This is a genomic window from Kribbella lupini, assembly GCF_039529595.1.
GTDB classification, from domain to species: domain Bacteria; phylum Actinomycetota; class Actinomycetes; order Propionibacteriales; family Kribbellaceae; genus Kribbella; species Kribbella lupini.
Genome location: NZ_BAAANC010000002.1, coordinates 1,576,404 through 1,591,829, shown reverse-complemented (window position 1 = coordinate 1,591,829; position 15,426 = coordinate 1,576,404). Strand labels below are relative to the sequence as shown.

At 70.3% G+C, this 15,426-nt stretch carries 14 protein-coding genes and 1 riboswitch; of the genes, 12 read left to right on the top strand and 2 right to left on the bottom strand.

From position 1 onward, the window contains the following. Positions 1-308 precede the first annotated feature (308 nt). From ABD235_RS20930 to ABD235_RS20910, 5 genes are all read left to right on the top strand, one after another. Positions 309-968: a DUF4190 domain-containing protein gene (locus ABD235_RS20930; RefSeq protein ID WP_344176500.1), complete on the top strand. Its 660-nt coding sequence runs from the start codon at positions 309-311 to the stop codon at positions 966-968. A gap of 18 nt (positions 969-986) precedes the next feature. Then, a complete protein-coding gene (locus tag ABD235_RS20925; RefSeq protein WP_344176498.1) occupies positions 987-1,910 on the top strand; it encodes a DUF4190 domain-containing protein in 924 nt (307 codons plus the stop codon). Positions 1,911-2,016: 106 nt separating this feature from the next. Next, the gene (locus ABD235_RS20920) at positions 2,017-3,687 is read left to right on the top strand and encodes an alpha-keto acid decarboxylase family protein (protein ID WP_344176496.1); all 1,671 of its coding nucleotides are present in this window, start codon (positions 2,017-2,019) and stop codon (positions 3,685-3,687) included. A 151-nt stretch (positions 3,688-3,838) separates the two neighbouring features. Continuing rightward, complete coding sequence (locus ABD235_RS20915) at positions 3,839-4,924, top strand: PSP1 domain-containing protein (RefSeq protein WP_344178701.1); 1,086 nt, start codon at positions 3,839-3,841, stop codon at positions 4,922-4,924. Next, positions 4,924-6,456, top strand: a complete 1,533-nt coding sequence (locus tag ABD235_RS20910) for an alpha/beta hydrolase (RefSeq protein WP_344176494.1) — start codon at positions 4,924-4,926, stop codon at positions 6,454-6,456. The genes ABD235_RS20915 and ABD235_RS20910 overlap by 1 nt, the downstream gene beginning before the upstream one ends. A 20-nt stretch (positions 6,457-6,476) precedes the next feature. Here ABD235_RS20910 and ABD235_RS20905 read toward each other — a convergent pair whose 3' ends face one another. After that, on the bottom strand, positions 6,477-7,097 hold the full coding sequence (locus ABD235_RS20905) for a hypothetical protein (RefSeq protein WP_344176492.1): 621 nt from the start codon (positions 7,095-7,097) through the stop codon (positions 6,477-6,479). 86 nt (positions 7,098-7,183) lie between these two features. Between ABD235_RS20905 and ABD235_RS20900 the strand changes: the two genes are divergently transcribed. Further along, positions 7,184-7,519 carry a sterol carrier family protein gene (locus tag ABD235_RS20900; RefSeq protein ID WP_344176490.1) on the top strand — a complete coding sequence of 112 codons (336 nt, stop codon included), beginning with the start codon at positions 7,184-7,186 and terminating at the stop codon, positions 7,517-7,519. 63 nt (positions 7,520-7,582) lie between these two features. Beyond that, positions 7,583-8,209: an SMI1/KNR4 family protein gene (locus ABD235_RS20895; protein WP_344176489.1), complete on the top strand. Its 627-nt coding sequence runs from the start codon at positions 7,583-7,585 to the stop codon at positions 8,207-8,209. A 76-nt stretch (positions 8,210-8,285) separates the two neighbouring features. On the opposite strand, the gene ABD235_RS20890 is transcribed toward ABD235_RS20895, so the two are convergent. Continuing rightward, positions 8,286-9,086: a hypothetical protein gene (locus ABD235_RS20890; protein WP_344176487.1), complete on the bottom strand. Its 801-nt coding sequence runs from the start codon at positions 9,084-9,086 to the stop codon at positions 8,286-8,288. Between the two features lie 159 nt (positions 9,087-9,245). Here ABD235_RS20890 and ABD235_RS20885 point away from each other — a divergent pair, with 159 nt between their 5' ends. The 5 genes from ABD235_RS20885 (at position 9,246) to ABD235_RS20865 (ending at position 15,418) form a co-directional block, all read left to right on the top strand. Continuing rightward, positions 9,246-10,541 (top strand): MFS transporter, encoded by a 1,296-nt coding sequence (locus ABD235_RS20885; RefSeq protein WP_344176486.1) that lies wholly within the window; start codon positions 9,246-9,248, stop codon positions 10,539-10,541. Between the two features lie 60 nt (positions 10,542-10,601). Further along, positions 10,602-11,966, top strand: a complete 1,365-nt coding sequence (locus tag ABD235_RS20880; protein ID WP_344176484.1) for an aldehyde dehydrogenase family protein — start codon at positions 10,602-10,604, stop codon at positions 11,964-11,966. Between the two features lie 68 nt (positions 11,967-12,034). After that, entirely contained in the window at positions 12,035-13,015 is a 981-nt protein-coding gene (locus tag ABD235_RS20875; protein WP_344176482.1) for a hypothetical protein, read from the top strand. A 61-nt stretch (positions 13,016-13,076) separates the two neighbouring features. Next, a riboswitch (cobalamin riboswitch) is annotated at positions 13,077-13,265 on the top strand. A 24-nt stretch (positions 13,266-13,289) separates the two neighbouring features. Continuing rightward, positions 13,290-14,318, top strand: a complete 1,029-nt coding sequence (locus tag ABD235_RS20870; RefSeq protein WP_344176481.1) for an ABC transporter substrate-binding protein — start codon at positions 13,290-13,292, stop codon at positions 14,316-14,318. After that, positions 14,315-15,418 carry a FecCD family ABC transporter permease gene (locus ABD235_RS20865; protein WP_344176479.1) on the top strand — a complete coding sequence of 368 codons (1,104 nt, stop codon included), beginning with the start codon at positions 14,315-14,317 and terminating at the stop codon, positions 15,416-15,418. Before ABD235_RS20870 ends, ABD235_RS20865 begins: the two co-directional genes overlap by 4 nt. Positions 15,419-15,426 lie beyond the last annotated feature (8 nt).

Genomic DNA, 15,426 nt, shown 5'->3' with positions numbered 1-15,426 from the left:
ACAGGGCTTCTGAACGTGGGGAGGAGGGGATGGGCGGCACCGCCCGACTCCTCGGCAGGCTCCTCCAACAACTCTTCGCCGGCAGCGGCGGGACGTTCCAGCAACGTGCCCCGGCGACCAAGCGGCGCCCAGCCACAAGACGCTTTCAGACAAAGGTGAGCGACCGCCCACGGACACCGCGTTCAACTACCTGCCCGAGGCGTGAGACACGGGTCTGGCTTGCGGACTCCGTGTAACGAAGCCCGGGACGCGGGCGATGTCCTGGCTGGCTGGGGAATTCAGCCGTGGAACCTCGCCGAAGGAACTGAATGACCCAACCGCCTCAGCCTGTCGAGCCTGTGCGGTCGCTGCCGTCGGCTGAGTCGTGGCTCGCCGGGGTGCCGACGCCGACGCAGCGGCGGCTGGATCGTTTCGCGATCGCCGCGCTGGCCTTCAGCCTGCCCGGGCTGATCCCGGTCGGCATCCCGCTGGCGGCGGTCGCCCTTCGACGGACCAGGAAAGCCGGAACCCGCGGACGGCGGCTGGCGCAGGCGGCACTGGCGATCTCCGCCTGCTGGGTGATCGCGATCGGCGTCGCCGCCGCGCTCGGCCTGTACGGCGAACGGCAGGCCGGCATCGGCCGCTCGATCCCGATCGCCGACGTCCGGGTGATGCAGTGCTTCCACGCCGACCTGGCGACCGAGACCCTACGGACGGTCACGATCGCCGACTGCGCCGCGTCGCACTCCGGTGAGGCGTACGCGAAGGTGAAAGCGGCGATGACCGGCCTCTCGACCGAGCAGAAGGGCACGTCGGCGACCCAGCACTGCGCGACGGCGTTCCAGGATTTCGTCGGGACGCCGTACGAGCGCTCGGACCTGGACATGTACTACGTCGTGCTGGAAGATCAAGCTGTTGCTGATGGCAACGTACTGTGCATGGTGGGCGGGGAGCGCCTGGTGGGCTCCATGCGCGGCGCGCAGCGTTAGGTCCTGGGGGAGACGAAAATGACACAACCGCCGTACCAGCACGACCCGAACCGGCCACAGGACCGGCCGCGGAGCTTCCCCTCGTACGCCGAGCAGCAGCGCCCGCAGGACGACGTTCCGGCGCCGTTCGTCCCGCCGTACTCCGCGCCGCAGCAGCCCCAGCAGCCCTGGTCGGTCCCGCAGCAGCCGTCGCCGTACCAGCAGCCTCAACAGCAGGCGCCGTACCAGCAGTACCCGACCCAGCAGTACCCGCCGGCCTACGGCCAGCCCCCGGTGCCGTACGGCTACGGCTACCCCAGCAGCGTCCGCCGCACCAACGGCCTGGCCACGGCCGCGCTCGTCACCGGGCTGGCGAGCATCATCTTCACCATCGCCGCGCCGGTCGCGGTCGGCCTCGGCATCGCCGCCCTGGTCCAGATCAAGCGCCGCAACGAGGAAGGCACCGCCCAGGCCGTCATCGGCCTGATCGTGGGCACGGTGATCTCGGTGATCGGGGCGGTGGTGATCGCCCTGATCATCATCGGCTCGCAGCTGCCCGACGACGAGTACTCCAGCGGCGGTACGCCGGTCAGCTCGTCGGAGCCCACGGGCGTCTACATCGACGCGCTGGTGGTCGGCGAGTGCTTCAACGACACGTCCGACGAGGACGAGGTCGCGCGGGCCTCCTGCACCGAGGACCACGACGCGGAGCTGTACGGCGTGGTGACGCTGCCGGCCCAGCCCTGGCCGGGGGACAAGAAGGTTGCCGACCTCGGTGAGGCCGCCTGCGACGAGAAGTTCACGGCGTACGTCGGGATCGACCCCGACGACTCCGAGCTCGAGCCGGTCGTCTGGTTCCCGGACCGCGCCGGCTGGAACGGCGGCGACCGCAACGTGTCCTGCTCGGTGTACGGCCCGTACGGCGACGCCCTGGACAAGACCGTAAAGGACAGCAAGCGCTGAGTCACCGCTGGCGAGTCCTCGCCACCCGGTTGGGTCGTTGATTTTTCAAGAGCTAATCTTGAATGAGTCAAACGAATGATCCAACGGGGTGCAGGAGGACGGGAACGTGGCGACCAGAACGACCGTGACGGGATATCTGCTGGACCGCCTGGCCTCGCTCGGCGTCCGCCACCTGTTCGGCGTACCGGGTGACTACAACCTGCAGCTGCTCGACGAGGTGGTCGCCCACCCGGACATCGCGTGGGTCGGTACGGCGAACGAGCTGGGCGCGGCGTACGCCGCCGACGGGTACGCGCGGATGCGGGGGATCGGCGCGCTGCTCACCACCTCGGGCGTCGGCGAGCTGAGCGCGCTCAACGGCGTGGCCGGCAGCTACGCCGAGCTGCTGCCGGTCGTGCACATCACCGGCAGCCCGAAGTCCACGTTCGAGCGCGCCGGCGCCGCGGTTCACCACACGGCGGCTGACGGCGACTACGAGCGCTTCGCCCGTGCGCAGGAGAGTGTCAGTTGCGCACTGGCCACGCTGACGCCGGACAACGCCGCCGCGGAGATCGACCGGGTGCTGCTCGCGGCGCTGCGGCACCGGCGGCCGGTCTACCTGCGGATCCCCGCCGATGTGGCCACCGCGCCGATCGACGCTGCGGTCTCCGAGCTGCCGCTGGACTCCGTGGAACTGCCGGTGGACGAGGAAGCCCTGCAGGGCTTCTTGCGGCACGCGCAGATCGTTCTGGAGAGGGCGCAGACCGCGGTGGTTCTCGCGGACCACCTGGTCGACCGGTATGGCGCGCAGCACGAGCTCGACCTGTTGCTTGCCGAGAGCAACCTCCCGTACGCCGACCTGGCGATGGCCAAGGGCCTCGTCGACGAGTCGGATCCGCGCTTCGCCGGCACGTACTTCGGCGCCTTCAGCCGGCCCGCGACGAAGCAGGCGGTGGAGACCGCGGACGTGCTGATCCAGGCCGGCGTGCGCTTCACCGACACCACCAGCGGCTTCTTCAGCCAGGACCTCGACTCGACGCGCGTGATCGACCTCCAGCCCGGGAGTGCGAAGGTCGGCAGCGCCCTGTACGCCGGCGTACCGCTGAAGGCCGCGCTCGCAGGCCTGGCCAAGCTTTTCGTCGATCTCCCGCCCTTCGAGGCCCGGGAGTTCGAGTCGGAAAGTGCAGCAGCTTCTCCTACTGAACTGCCGTTGACCCAGGACCAGCTCTGGAGCCACCTGACCACGTACCTCCGCGGCGACCACTTCGTCGTCGCCGACCAGGGCACCGCGTTCTTCGGCATGTCCGCCCAGCCCCTCCCCGCCGGCGCAGGCTTCATCGGCCAGCCCCTGTGGGGCTCGATCGGCTACGCCCTCCCCGCCCTGCTCGGCGCGCAGCTCGCCGACGATCGCCGCCGCGGCATCCTGCTCACCGGCGACGGCGCGGCGCAGATGACCGTTCAGGAGCTCGGCAGCATGGTCCGGTACGGCGTCAGCCCGATCGTCGTCCTGATCAACAACCAGGGCTACACGATCGAGCGCGCGATCAACGGCCCGCGGGCGGCGTACAACGACATCGCGCCCTGGAACTGGCAGGCCGTCGCCGCCGCGATGACCGACGACCAGGCGTTGCTCCTGACCGCCCGCACCGCCGACGAGCTCGACGAAGCACTCGCCCGAGCCGACGCGGCTCCCGACCGGCTGGTCTTCCTCGAGGTCCACACCGACCTCGACGACATCCCGCCGCTGCTCGCCCGGATCGCCGCCGCGGCCGGCGGCCGCGACGCCACTGCCGCCTGACCGACGCCCACCACCCACCAACCTCCCGTCACCACCACCTCTCACGCTCAGGCCGACCTGACGACAGAGGGTTGGTGGGTGGTGGGCGTCGCACCGCCCGCCTCACGCTCCCAGTCCTTCACCAGCGATGCCCTAGTCTGGCCGCGTGGGCATGGTGATGGCGGTGTCGTTCGAGCGCTACGGACGGCTGTACTACCTGGACCCCGGTCCGCACCGGCCGCGGGTCGGGGAGAAGGTGCTGGTCCCGACCGACGACGGGCCCGAGGTCGCCGAGTGCGTGTGGGCGCCGCAGTACGTGACCGAGGAGATCGGCGGGCTGCCGCTGTGCGCGGGCGTCGCGACCGAGGCCGACCTGCAGCGCGACGAGCAGAACCGTGACCGTCGCGCCGACGCGCGGCTGACCGCGAAGCGGCTGATCCGCGAGCACGGGTTGCCGATGAAGGTGGTCGGCATCGACTTCGTCGACCGGCGGCCCGACGTCGACCAGTTGGTGATCGTGTACTTCTCCGCACCGCACCGCGTCGACTTCCGGGAGCTGGTCCGCGACCTCGCCCGCGGACTGCGCGCCCGGATCGAGCTGCGCCAGGTCGGCGCTCGCGACGAGGCCCGGCTGCAGGGCGGGATCGGGCCGTGCGGGCGTGACCTGTGCTGCGCGACGTTCCTGAAGGACTTCGAGCCGGTCAGCGTGCGGATGGCGAAGGACCAGGACCTGCCGCTGAACCCACTGAAGATCTCGGGCGCGTGCGGCCGGTTGATGTGCTGCTTGAAGTACGAGCACCCGCTGTACCAGGAGTTCAACGCCAAGGCACCTTCGGTCGGTACGCCGGTGGAGACGCCCGCCGGGGACGGCGTCGTGGTCGGGCACAACGTCCCGAGCGACACCGTCGTCGTACGGCTTGCTGCCTCTGGTCGTCGTTGCGCGTGCAGCCGAGCGGACGTGTGCTCACCTCGCCAGCAGTACGAGGCGAGCAGCACCACCACGCCGGACGCACCGGCTGACCTCCCGACCCCGGTCGCCCGGCAGGCGACCCCGCCGGAGCCAATCCCGGACCAGCAAGCCGGGCAGGCGCTGGACGGGCAACCCCCGGTGGAGCAATCCACGGACCAGCAGTCCACGGACGGCGAGCCCACCGCGCGGAGGCGCAAGCCCCGCCGGCGGCGGCGTTTGAGTGATCCGTCGACGGACACCGGGTCCACCACCGCTGGACCGGACGACAACACGGGAGACGGCTCGTAGTGAAGACGCGCAGGGTGTTTGCAGGGCTGCTGGTCGTGGCGCTGGTCGGTGGGTGCGGGGTCGCCACGCGGGCCCAGGACGCGGACAGCGGCGGTACGACGGGCAGCGGCAACCCGACCAACGCGCCGGCCGGACCGATCCCCGTCGGGCTGGAGAAGTTCTACCAGCAGACCCCTTCCTGGCAGCGCTGCGGCTCGGGCAGCCAGTGCGCGACGATCACCGTCCCGCTCGACTACACCAAGCCCGCCGGCGACACCATCGAGCTGCGCGCGCGGAAGGTCCCCGCCCGCGACCGGACCGGCAAGATCGGCACGCTCTTCCTCAACCCGGGCGGCCCGGGCGCCTCCGGCGTCCAGTTCGCCGCCGCGGCGTCGTTCATCCTCGGCCCGGCGCTGCTGCGCAAGTTCGACGTGGTCGGCTGGGATCCGCGCGGTGTCGGCGACTCGACGCCGGTGCGCTGCCTGGACACTGCCCAGCAGGACAAGTTCCTCGCGACCGACGGCAGCCCGGACGACGAGGCCGAGATCACCGAGCTGAACACCGTCTCGAAGGGCTTCGCCGACGCCTGCGAGCAGCGGTCGGGCAAGCTCCTGCCGCACGTCTCGACCGAGGACGCGGCGCGCGACATCGACGTACTGCGGGCGCTGGTCGGCGACGTCGAGCTGAACTACATCGGCTACTCGTACGGCACCTTCCTCGGCGCGACCTACGCGGAGCTGTTCCCGAAGAACGTCGGCCGGCTGGTGCTGGACGGCGCGGTCGACCCCGCGAAGACGGCCGAGGAGAACAACATCGCCCAGGCCAAGGGCTTCGACACCGCGCTCGACGCGTTCGCCGAGGACTGCGCGAGCCGCAACTGCCAGCTCGGCACCACCAAGGCCGAGGTGCTGGCCGCGGTCGACAAGCTGCTCACCGAGACCGACGCCAAGCCGATCCCGACCGGCGGGGAGCGCGAGGTCACGCAGGCCCTCGCCGTACTCGGCGTGATCTACCCGCTGTACTCGCGGGAGGCCTGGCCGCGGCTCGAAGAGGCCGTCGCCGACGGCCTGGCCGGCAAGGGCTCGCGGCTGCTGGCGATCGTCGACGAGAACACCGACCGCACCCCGCGCGGCTACACGACCAACGCGAACGAGGCGATCTACGCGGTCAACTGCCTGGACCGGCAGGACGTCAAGTCGGTCGCCGAGGCGAAGGCGCTGGCGTCGAAGTACCAGGCCGAGTCGCCGCGGTTCGGCGCGTACCTGCTCTGGGGTTCGCTCAGCTGCGCGAACTGGCCGGTGAAGCCGACCGGCAAGCCGCACGCGATCAAGGCGCCCGGCGCGAAGCCGATCGTCGTGATCGGCACCACCCGCGACCCGGCGACGCCGTACGGATGGGCGGTCGGCCTGGCCGGCGAGCTGGAGAGCGGTGTGCTGATCACCCGCGACGGCGACGGTCACACCGGCTACAAGGCCGGCAACGCGTGCGTCGACACCGCGGTGGAGAGCTACCTGCTGCAGGGCTCACCGCCCTCGGCGGACCTTCGCTGCTGAGGCCGTACGACGTACAGGCCTCAGCTGGGTCGGTCGTCGCCCGAGCCCGGCAGTTGCAGGGTCTCGGTGGCCCGCTCCAGTACGGCGCGCAGCCCGGCCTCGTCCTGCGGGCGGCCGCCGACGGTGATCTCGACCGCCGACCGGTCGCTGTCGCCGGCCGGGATCCAGCGCGACAGGCCCATCCGTGGGCCGCGCGTCGCGTCGGTGTAGGTGTAGACGAGCGTGGAGTTCTCGGTGCTGAGCACCTTGTAGTCCGGCTCGTCGATGCTGCCCTGCCGGGCCGCGAGCAGGGCCGCCGGCGTCTGCTTGCTGCCGCGCGCGTCGAACCGGACCTGCCAGACGCCGGTCGAATCGACGTACCGCGGCCTGGTGCCGCTCTGGCTGCTCTTCCAGCCCGAGGGGACCTCGGCGGTGATCGGCGACCGGTCGCTGCCGAACGTCTGGGCGACGAACTGCAACGCGTCGGGCTGCAACCCGTCCGTCGCGTTCTGGCTCGGCGTCGGCGTCGGGGTCGCGACGACGGTCTGCGCGGAGTCGTTCCCCGTAGCACTGTTGATGGCCAGCACGGTGCCGAAGACGGCGACGCCGACGGTCATCCCGGCCAGTGTCGCCACCAGCGCCTGGTGCCTGGGCGTGAGCATCCGGACCTCCGCATCGCATTGTCGTCGCGCTCTGATTATCGACCACGAAGGGGGCGCGAGCGAAACCGCGGCTACGCTGGCCCGTCGTGGACTTCGACACGGCGCTACGCCGGTACCAGGCAGGTGAAGCCGAGCGGGCCGATCTGAAACTCCTGGTGAAACAACTGCTGAAGCTGCTGGTCGCCAAGGCCCCCGGCCACGCCGTCGAGGTGCGCGTCCCGCCGTACGGCGCGGTCCAGTGCATCGAGGGCCCCCGACACACCCGCGGCACCCCGGGCGCCGTCGTCGAGATGCCCCCCGAACTGTGGATCGACCTCGGCCTCGGCCGCATCACCTGGCCGGAAGCCCGCGACAGCGGCAAACTCCGCGCCAGCGGAGAGCGCACCGATCTCAGCGCACTCCTCCCGCTGGTCGAGGACTAGAGAAGGCAACTGCCTGGCTGACGTTGGTTCTGAACGTTGAGATTGTGTGGGGTGATTACGGCTATGGATTCCGTCGTCCAGTCATGGGACCGCATCACTGGGTGGTTACAGCAGAACCTGCCGGCGGCGCTCGAATGCATCGAGCCGCCTGCTTCGCCCGAAGATCTTCGTGAGGTCTCGGCTGCGGCAGGGAGCGAGTTGCCGCCGGACTTGATCACCTGGCTGCGACTTGTGAACGGAATGGCGGTGCGTGTTCCGTTCGGCAGTCTGCTGCCTACTTTGTACGTGCCGTTCTCCTGCGCTCGGATGCTGGAACGACGAGATCAGCTCACGGCGGCGCTTGGTGGCCCCAGCAATTCCGACCCGGCAGGCACTCGGTCAATCGAATGGCATGAGGACTTTCTGCCGATCGGAGACTCCTGGTCGGACCCGAATCTGGTGGTCGATCTGCGCGCCGGTGAGCAGTTCGGATGTATCGGCGAATTCGACCTCGAGTCCGAGGGATTCGAGGCGCCGTGGTGGTCGAGTACCACTGAGATGCTGTTCGATGTCGCGGAAGCGCTGGTCTCCGGACGGCCGGCCCTCGCGGATTACGCTGCGCGGGCGACGCGACCATGGCGGCAGGTCCCGGCCTACATTCCTCAGCTCGAAGACGGTCGCCTTGTGTGGCAGCCGGCCGCCACGGGCTGAGTCACAAGCTTTTGATGTTTGCGGCGGCGCAGGTGGAAGGCGCGTTGGATGGTACGCGCCTCCCACCATGCTGCGGCTACTTGCCGCCGGTGCCTGTGGACCAGATCGGGGTGCGGCCTGAGTAGATGACCAGGTTGCCGTCGCCCTGCATCTGGAGGATTGAGCCCTTCTTGGTCGTGCGGCTCGACCACAGGGCGGTCTTGCCGACGTAGACGACCAGGTTGCCGTCGGTCTGCATGACGGCGAAGGCGCCCTTCTTGGTGGTGCGGCTGGACCACAGCGGGGTCTTGCCGGCCTTGACCAGGACCAGGTTGCCGTCGCTCTGCATCTGCAGGCGGTACATGCCGTTGCGCGAGTAGAGCAGCTGGCCGGTCTTCAGCGTGCGGCCCGGGTTCAGCGTCTCGATGATCGTCCAGCGCGACCAGTAGGCGTGCTTGGCGGTGTCGTACATGACCAGGTTGCCGTCGTCCTGGACGACCAGGCCGGACGGCTTCTTGCCGTTGGTGTTGCTGTGCCAGATCGCGCGGGTGCTCAGGAAGACGACCAGGTTGCCGTCGCGCTGCAGCGAGATCGACGAGCCCTTGACGTTCGTCGCGGTCGACCACAGGGCCGTCTTGCCCTGGTACAGCACGGCGTTGCCGTCCTTCTGCATGATGAACGTGTACTTGTTGTTCCACGACCGGCGGTACTGGCCCGGCCGCAGGATCTCGCCGGGCTTCAGCGTGAACGGCACCCCGCTCTGCACCTGCATCGGCGCGGCGGCCGTCGTCACGCTCGCGTCGGCGGCGACCGGCGCCAGCAGCGCCGTTCCCACCGCGACCGCGCCTGCGGCGACAAGGGCGAGGGCCCGGGTTCGGACCGTCGTGGTCGAGATCATCTGGTGTCCTGTCTGTGCTCCGGGCGCAGGGCCGTCCCCCGCGCCGTCGTGGTTGACGCTGCCCGCGGCCGTTTGGTTCCGGTCCAGACCACGTCCAGAGCCGACGGTAGGGCCGAAATAGGGTCGTCGCGGCGCGCGGCCGGGTGCCACTATGTGCCAGTGGCAACAAGTTTCCGCGAGCGGCTGGGCCGGCTGAAGGTCGATCTGACCCCGTGGCGGGCGTCCCGCGACTTCCGGATCCTGGTGATCTCCGGCTCGGTGTTCTTCCTCGGCGGCATGGTCGGGTACGTCGCGCTGCCGTTCCAGCTCTACCAGCTGACCGGATCGAACTTCGCGGTCGGCGCGATGGGCCTGGTGACGATCGCCCCGCTGGTCGTCTTCGGCCTGTACGGCGGTGCGCTGGCCGACCACGTCGACCGGCGCAAGATGCTGATCCTGACCGGCATCGCGCAGGTCGCGATCTGCGCGGTCCTGCTGGCGAACACGCTGCTCGCGAGCCCGCAGGTCTGGGTGATCTACGTCTGCGGCGCGCTCAACGCGATCGCGTCGTCGCTGCAGCGGCCGTCGCGCGAGGCGCTGTTCCCGCGCGTCGTCCGGCACGAGGACATGCCGGCCGCGGTCACGCTGAACTCGCTGATCCTGCAGGTCGGCCAGCTCGCCGGGCCCGCGCTCGGCGGCGTACTGGTCGGAACGGCCGGTGTGATGTGGGCGTACGCCGTGGAGCTGGCCGGCCTGGTGATCGCGACGCTGCTCTTCCTCCTGCTGAGGTCGTACAAACCGAGCGAGCACAGCACGCCACCGAGCCTGCGGGCGATCGGCGACGGGATCAAGTACGCGTTCCGGCGGCGCGACCTGCTCGGCACGTACGCCGTGGACATGGTCGGCATGTTCCTCGCGATGCCGATCGTGCTGTTCCCGGCCTTCGCGACCGAAGTACTGAAGGAGCCCAAGTTGCTGGGGCTCCTCTACAGCGCCGAGGCGGTCGGCGCGATGCTCGCGACGCTGACCAGCGGCTGGGCCCGCCGGGTGCACCACCACGGCCGGGCCGTCGTCATCGCGACCATCACCTGGGGCGCGTCGGTCGGCGTCGCCGGGCTCGCGCCGAACATCTGGTTCGCGATCGCCTTCTTCGCCGTCGCCGGCGGCGCCGACATGATCTCCGGCCTGTTCCGCGCGGTCATCTGGAACCAAACCATCCCCGACGAGATGCGCGGCCGCCTGGCCGGCATCGAGATGCTGTCGTACTCGCTCGGCCCGCTGGGCGGCCAGTCCCGCTCCGGCCTCGTCGCCGACCTCACCAGCGTCCGCACCTCGATCGTGAGCGGCGGCATCCTCTGCGTGGCCGGCGTCATCGGCACCGCGGTCTGGCTCAAGGACTTCTGGCGCTACGACGCCCGCACCGACGAGCACGCCGTCCGGGAACGGACCCTCCGCGCGACCGCCGGCGAGGTGTGAGAAGCACCCGAGGGGGAACCGGGCGCTGGTCGCGGCCCACCTTCGAACAGGAGTGCCCAGGTGATCACCGGTACCGAGCGCGCGTTGGAGATTCACGACCCGGCGGACGGATCGCTGGTCGGAACGGTCCCGATCGCAACTGCCGACGAGCTCGACGACGCCGTCGTGACCGCCCGCCGATCGAGCTCCGACTGGGCCCGTACGCCGGCCGCCGAGCGGGGATCGGCCGTGCGGGAGGCTGCGGCGGCACTCCGCGCCGCGGCCGATGAGCTCTCCAGGATCAACTGCTCGGAGACCGGCAAGCCGATCGACGAGAGCCTGGGCGGCATCCTCGCCGGGGCCGGCACGCTCGAGCAGTACGCCGAACTGGGCCCGCTGCGCGGTGGCCGCACACTCCTGGGCGACCCGAACGCCACCGACCTGATGGTCCCCGAGCCGCGCGGCGTGGTGGTCGCCCTGACCCCGTGGAACGACCCGGTCGCCGTCGCCTGCGGCCTGATCGGCGCCGCCCTCGTGACGGGCAACACCGTTGTGCACAAGCCGAGCGAACGCTGCCCGCATCTCGGGGCGCAGCTCGGAAGGGTGCTGGCGGACGTGCTGCCGGCCGGCGTACTGCAGACCGTGCAGGGCGACGGTTCGGTCGGTGCCGCCTTGGCCGCGCGACCCGACGTCGACGTCGTGGCCCACGTCGGCAGTACGGCGGCCGGCCGGTCGATCGCCGCGGCCGTCGCCGCGACCGGTGGCAAGGCGCTGCTGGAGAACGGCGGGAACGACCCGCTGATCGTGGACGAGGGCGTCGACCCGATCTGGGCCGCTGGTCAGGCGGCGCTCGGCGCGTTCGCCAACTCGGGTCAGATCTGTGTCGCCGTCGAGCGGATCTACGTGCACCGCGCGGTGGCCGGCCCGTTCCTGACTGCGCTGACCGCCGAGGCGCAGTCGCGCGCACTGGCTCCGCTGGTCGACCGTCGGCACCGCGAAGGCGTGCACGGGCAGGTCCTGCAGGCCGTCGAGAGTGGCGCCGAGCTGCTGACCGGCGGCGAGCTCCCGGACGGTCCGGGCGCGCACTACCCGGCGACGGTGCTCACCTCCTGTACGCCGGGGATGGACGTGATGCGGACCGAGACGTTCGGCCCGGTGGCTCCGGTGACCGTCGTCGACAACTTCGACGAAGCCCTGCGGCTGGCTGCGGACGACGAGTACGGGCTGGCCGCGACCGTACTCACCGGCTCCCAGGCGAACGCTCAGCGCGCGTGGCGCGAGCTGCCGGTCGGAACGGTCAAGATCAACGCCGTCTTCGGCGGTGCGCCCGGTGGGGCCGCCCAGCCGCGCCGCGCGAGTGGCTCCGGCTTCGGCTACGGGCCTGAGCTGCTGGACGAGATGACGCAGGTCAAGGTCGTCCACTGGGAGCCCGCACCCACCTCCTGAGCCCGCGGACGTCGGTGGCAGCGTCTACAGTCGGAGACCTTGTCACCGAGCAGTCACGAGGAGTCGGAATGCGGAACCGAGCTGCCGTCGCGGTCACGGCTGTCTCCGCCGTACTGGCTCTGGCGGGCTGTGGGGGCGGGAACAACGAGACGGCACCGAACGTGCCGCCGTTGGTCTCGGTCAGTACGCCGCCGACCGAGACGCCTTCGGCCACTCCGTCGGAGACGCCGAGCCTGCCGCCGACGGCGCAGGTCGCGGACACGTTGTGCGTACGGATGGACCAGTCGCTGGTGCAGACCACGCTGGCGGTGCCGTCGGTGACGATCCAGAAGGAGCCCGTGCCGGCCGAGATCGGCCTGCCCAGCTACGACATCTGCCAGCTGGGCCTGAGCACGAATCCGGACGGGCCCGCGCTTCGGCTCGGGGTGTCGGTGCTGCCGGTGACCAAGGCCGACCTGACGGCCGCGCAGAAGGCGTACGCCGCGACGAAGAGCGAGCCGGCGCGGGCGATCGCCGTCGGGCAGGGCGGCTACGGGACGAGCAAGTTCGCGGTGTTCCTGCTGGGGACGCGGCTCTACAAGGTCGAGGGTCCGGCTGCGACGCCGACCAAGTACGTCGTACTGGCGCAGGAGGCGGCGCGTCAGGCCGCCGGGCTCCCGGAAGCGGCGCCGCTGATCACCCGGACGGAGTGCGACCGCGGGACGAACGCGGCCGCCAAGGTGATGGGTACCGTGGCCACGGCCCGCCGCGACAGCCAGACGGCCGCGGGTGACATCGTCTGCGGCTGGATCACCGCGACCTCCGTGCTCTACACGACCGCCCGGCGGGTTCCCGACGCCGCAGCGGCGATGGCCGCGGTCCGCAAGGCCCCCACGTCGCAGTCGGTCCCGCTCGGCGACGAGGGGTACGTCGACACCGCCACCGGGCGCGGCACGATCCGCGTCGGGACCGACAAGATCGCCGACCTCGTTCCGGTGCCCGGCAACGCGGTGAAAACCGACGACATGGTCACGTTCGCGCTGGCGATCTCGCCGCTCTACACGCGCTGACACCGGTCGGGCGAAGGCCGCCGCTGGTGGACCGCGTGCTGCGACTCGGTCGCACCGTGGGTTACCGTGTGGCGGTCGTGGTGTTCGGGAAGCCGGTGGAGTACCGGCGCGGCCCTCGCCACTGTGATCGGGATTGTCCGCGGAGCGTTCACCAGGTGTGAGACCACTGGCCCGGAAGGGCTGGGAAGGTCAGCTCGGCGGATGCGGTCGTCCCGTCAGCCAGGAGACCGGCCACGACGCGTCCCGTCCACGAGGTGTTGGAGGAACGGTCGCCATGGCCGTCGTACCCCAGGCAGTGCTTGCTGCCGTTTTCCTGTCCCTGGTCGCCGCCTGCGGCACCGCCGGCGCCGCCGAAGGCCCGAGCGCGAGCGCGACGACCGTGAAGAACTGCGGGCTCGACGTCACCGTCGACGGCCCGCCGAAGCGGGTGTTCGCGGCGTACCAGCCGGCCATCGAGCTGGCGCACGCGCTCGGCATCTCCGACCGCCTGGTCGGCACCGCGTTCCTCGACTCCGAGCCGCTGCCCGAGTACGCCGGTGCGCAGCAGGGCCGCAAGTACTACAAGAACATGCCGAGCCGCGAGGAGCTGCTCAGCCTGAACCCGGACTTCGTGCTGTCCGGCTTCAACGACATCTTCAGCGCGGCCGGCAGCGACGGCAGCTTCGGCAGCCGCAAGTCGTTGTCGGACCTCGGCGTGCAGACCTGGATCTTCAGTCCGCTCTGCCCAACCGCGGACGGCAAGGGCGACGAGGCGATCGACCCGTCGACGGTCTCGATGGACAACGTGTACGCCGATCTGCGCGACCTCGGGAAGTTGTTCGGCGCAAGCGACCAGGCCGAGCAGGTGATCGCGGACCAGAAGGCGCGGATCGCCGCGGTCGAGGCGAAGGTCAAGGGTGCGGACCGGCCGACGGTCGCCATCGTGCGGCCCGGGCTCGAGGGCGGCGGGATGACCGTGTCCGGTGGTCCGGACTTCGGCACCGTACTGATCAAGCAGGCCGGCGGGGTGAACGCGTTCGCGGGGCTGACCTCGAAGCGGAACGTGAAGATCAGCGTCGAGGAGTTCATCAAGGCTGATCCGGACTACGTCCTGATCAGTGCGTGCTGCGACGCGACGCTGACCGAGACCCAAGGGCAGCCGGATGTCGACAAGCTGCTGAAGAACCCGGCGTTCGCGAACCTGAAAGCCGTCAGGAACAAGCAGGTTGTGCCGTGGTTGTTCGCGCATCACTCGGCGGGTGTCCGTGGTGCGCACTCGACCGAGCTGATCGCGAAGATCATCCATCCCGACCTGGTCAAGTGACCGCCGAGGTCGTGGACGGCCGCTCGGGAGCCGAGGGCCGGGCGGGTGGCAGGTCAGGTGCTGACGATCCGCGGGGAGCCGGTGGTTCGCGGGGTCTCCTGCGGCACGGGCTGACGAAGGGTGGCGGCCTCGTGGTCGCGTTCGGCGTACTGCTGGCGGCCGTGCTGCTGTCGTTGCTCGCCGGGACGGAGTGGTTCGCGCCGCGGGACGTCTATCTCGCGGCGGCCGACTTCACCGGGTCGGACACGGATCGAGTCATCCGGTACCTGCGCCTGCCGCGGACCGCGACCGGCCTGATGGCGGGCGCGGCGCTCGGACTGGCCGGTGCGTTGATGCAGGGCGTGACACGCAACGCACTGGCCGATCCGGGGATTCTCGGCGTCAACGCCGGAGCCGCGGTCGCGGTGGTCGCGGCGATCGGGGTCTTCGGGGTGACGAGCCTGACCGGGTACGTGTGGTTCGCGATGGGCGGCGCGCTGGTGGCGACCGTCGTGGTCTACCTCGTCGGCGCTCTCGGGCGCGGCGGCGCGACGCCCGTCAAGCTGGCGTTGGCCGGCGCGGCGATGTCGGCGATGCTCGGCTCCGTCACGTCGGCGGCGACGTTGCTCGATCTGTCGACGCTGAACGAGTTCCGCTTCTGGGTGGTCGGGTCGCTGACCCTGGCGACCGGGCCGATCGTCGGTCAGGCGCTGCCGTTCGTTGCTATAGGCATCGTGTTGTCGCTCGTGCTGGGGCGATCCCTCAACCAGTTGGCCTTGGGTGAGGAACTGGCGACGACGCTGGGCACGCGCGTCGGGTGGGTGCGAGTGCTCGCCGGGGTCGCGATCATGCTCCTGGCCGGTACGGCGACAGCGATGGCCGGGCCGATCGGCTTCGTCGGCCTCGCCGTACCGCATGTCGCCCGGGCGATCGTCGGCGCGGACTACCGCTGGATCCTCCCGTACTCACTCGTCCTGGCACCGACGCTGCTGCTGGTCGCGGACGTCATCGGCCGCTTGGTGGTTCGGCCGGACGAGTTGCAGGTGGGGATCATCACCGCACTGGTGGGTGCTCCACTGTTCATCGCGCTGGTCCGACGGCAACGGCTGGCTGAGCTGTGAGCCGGGCC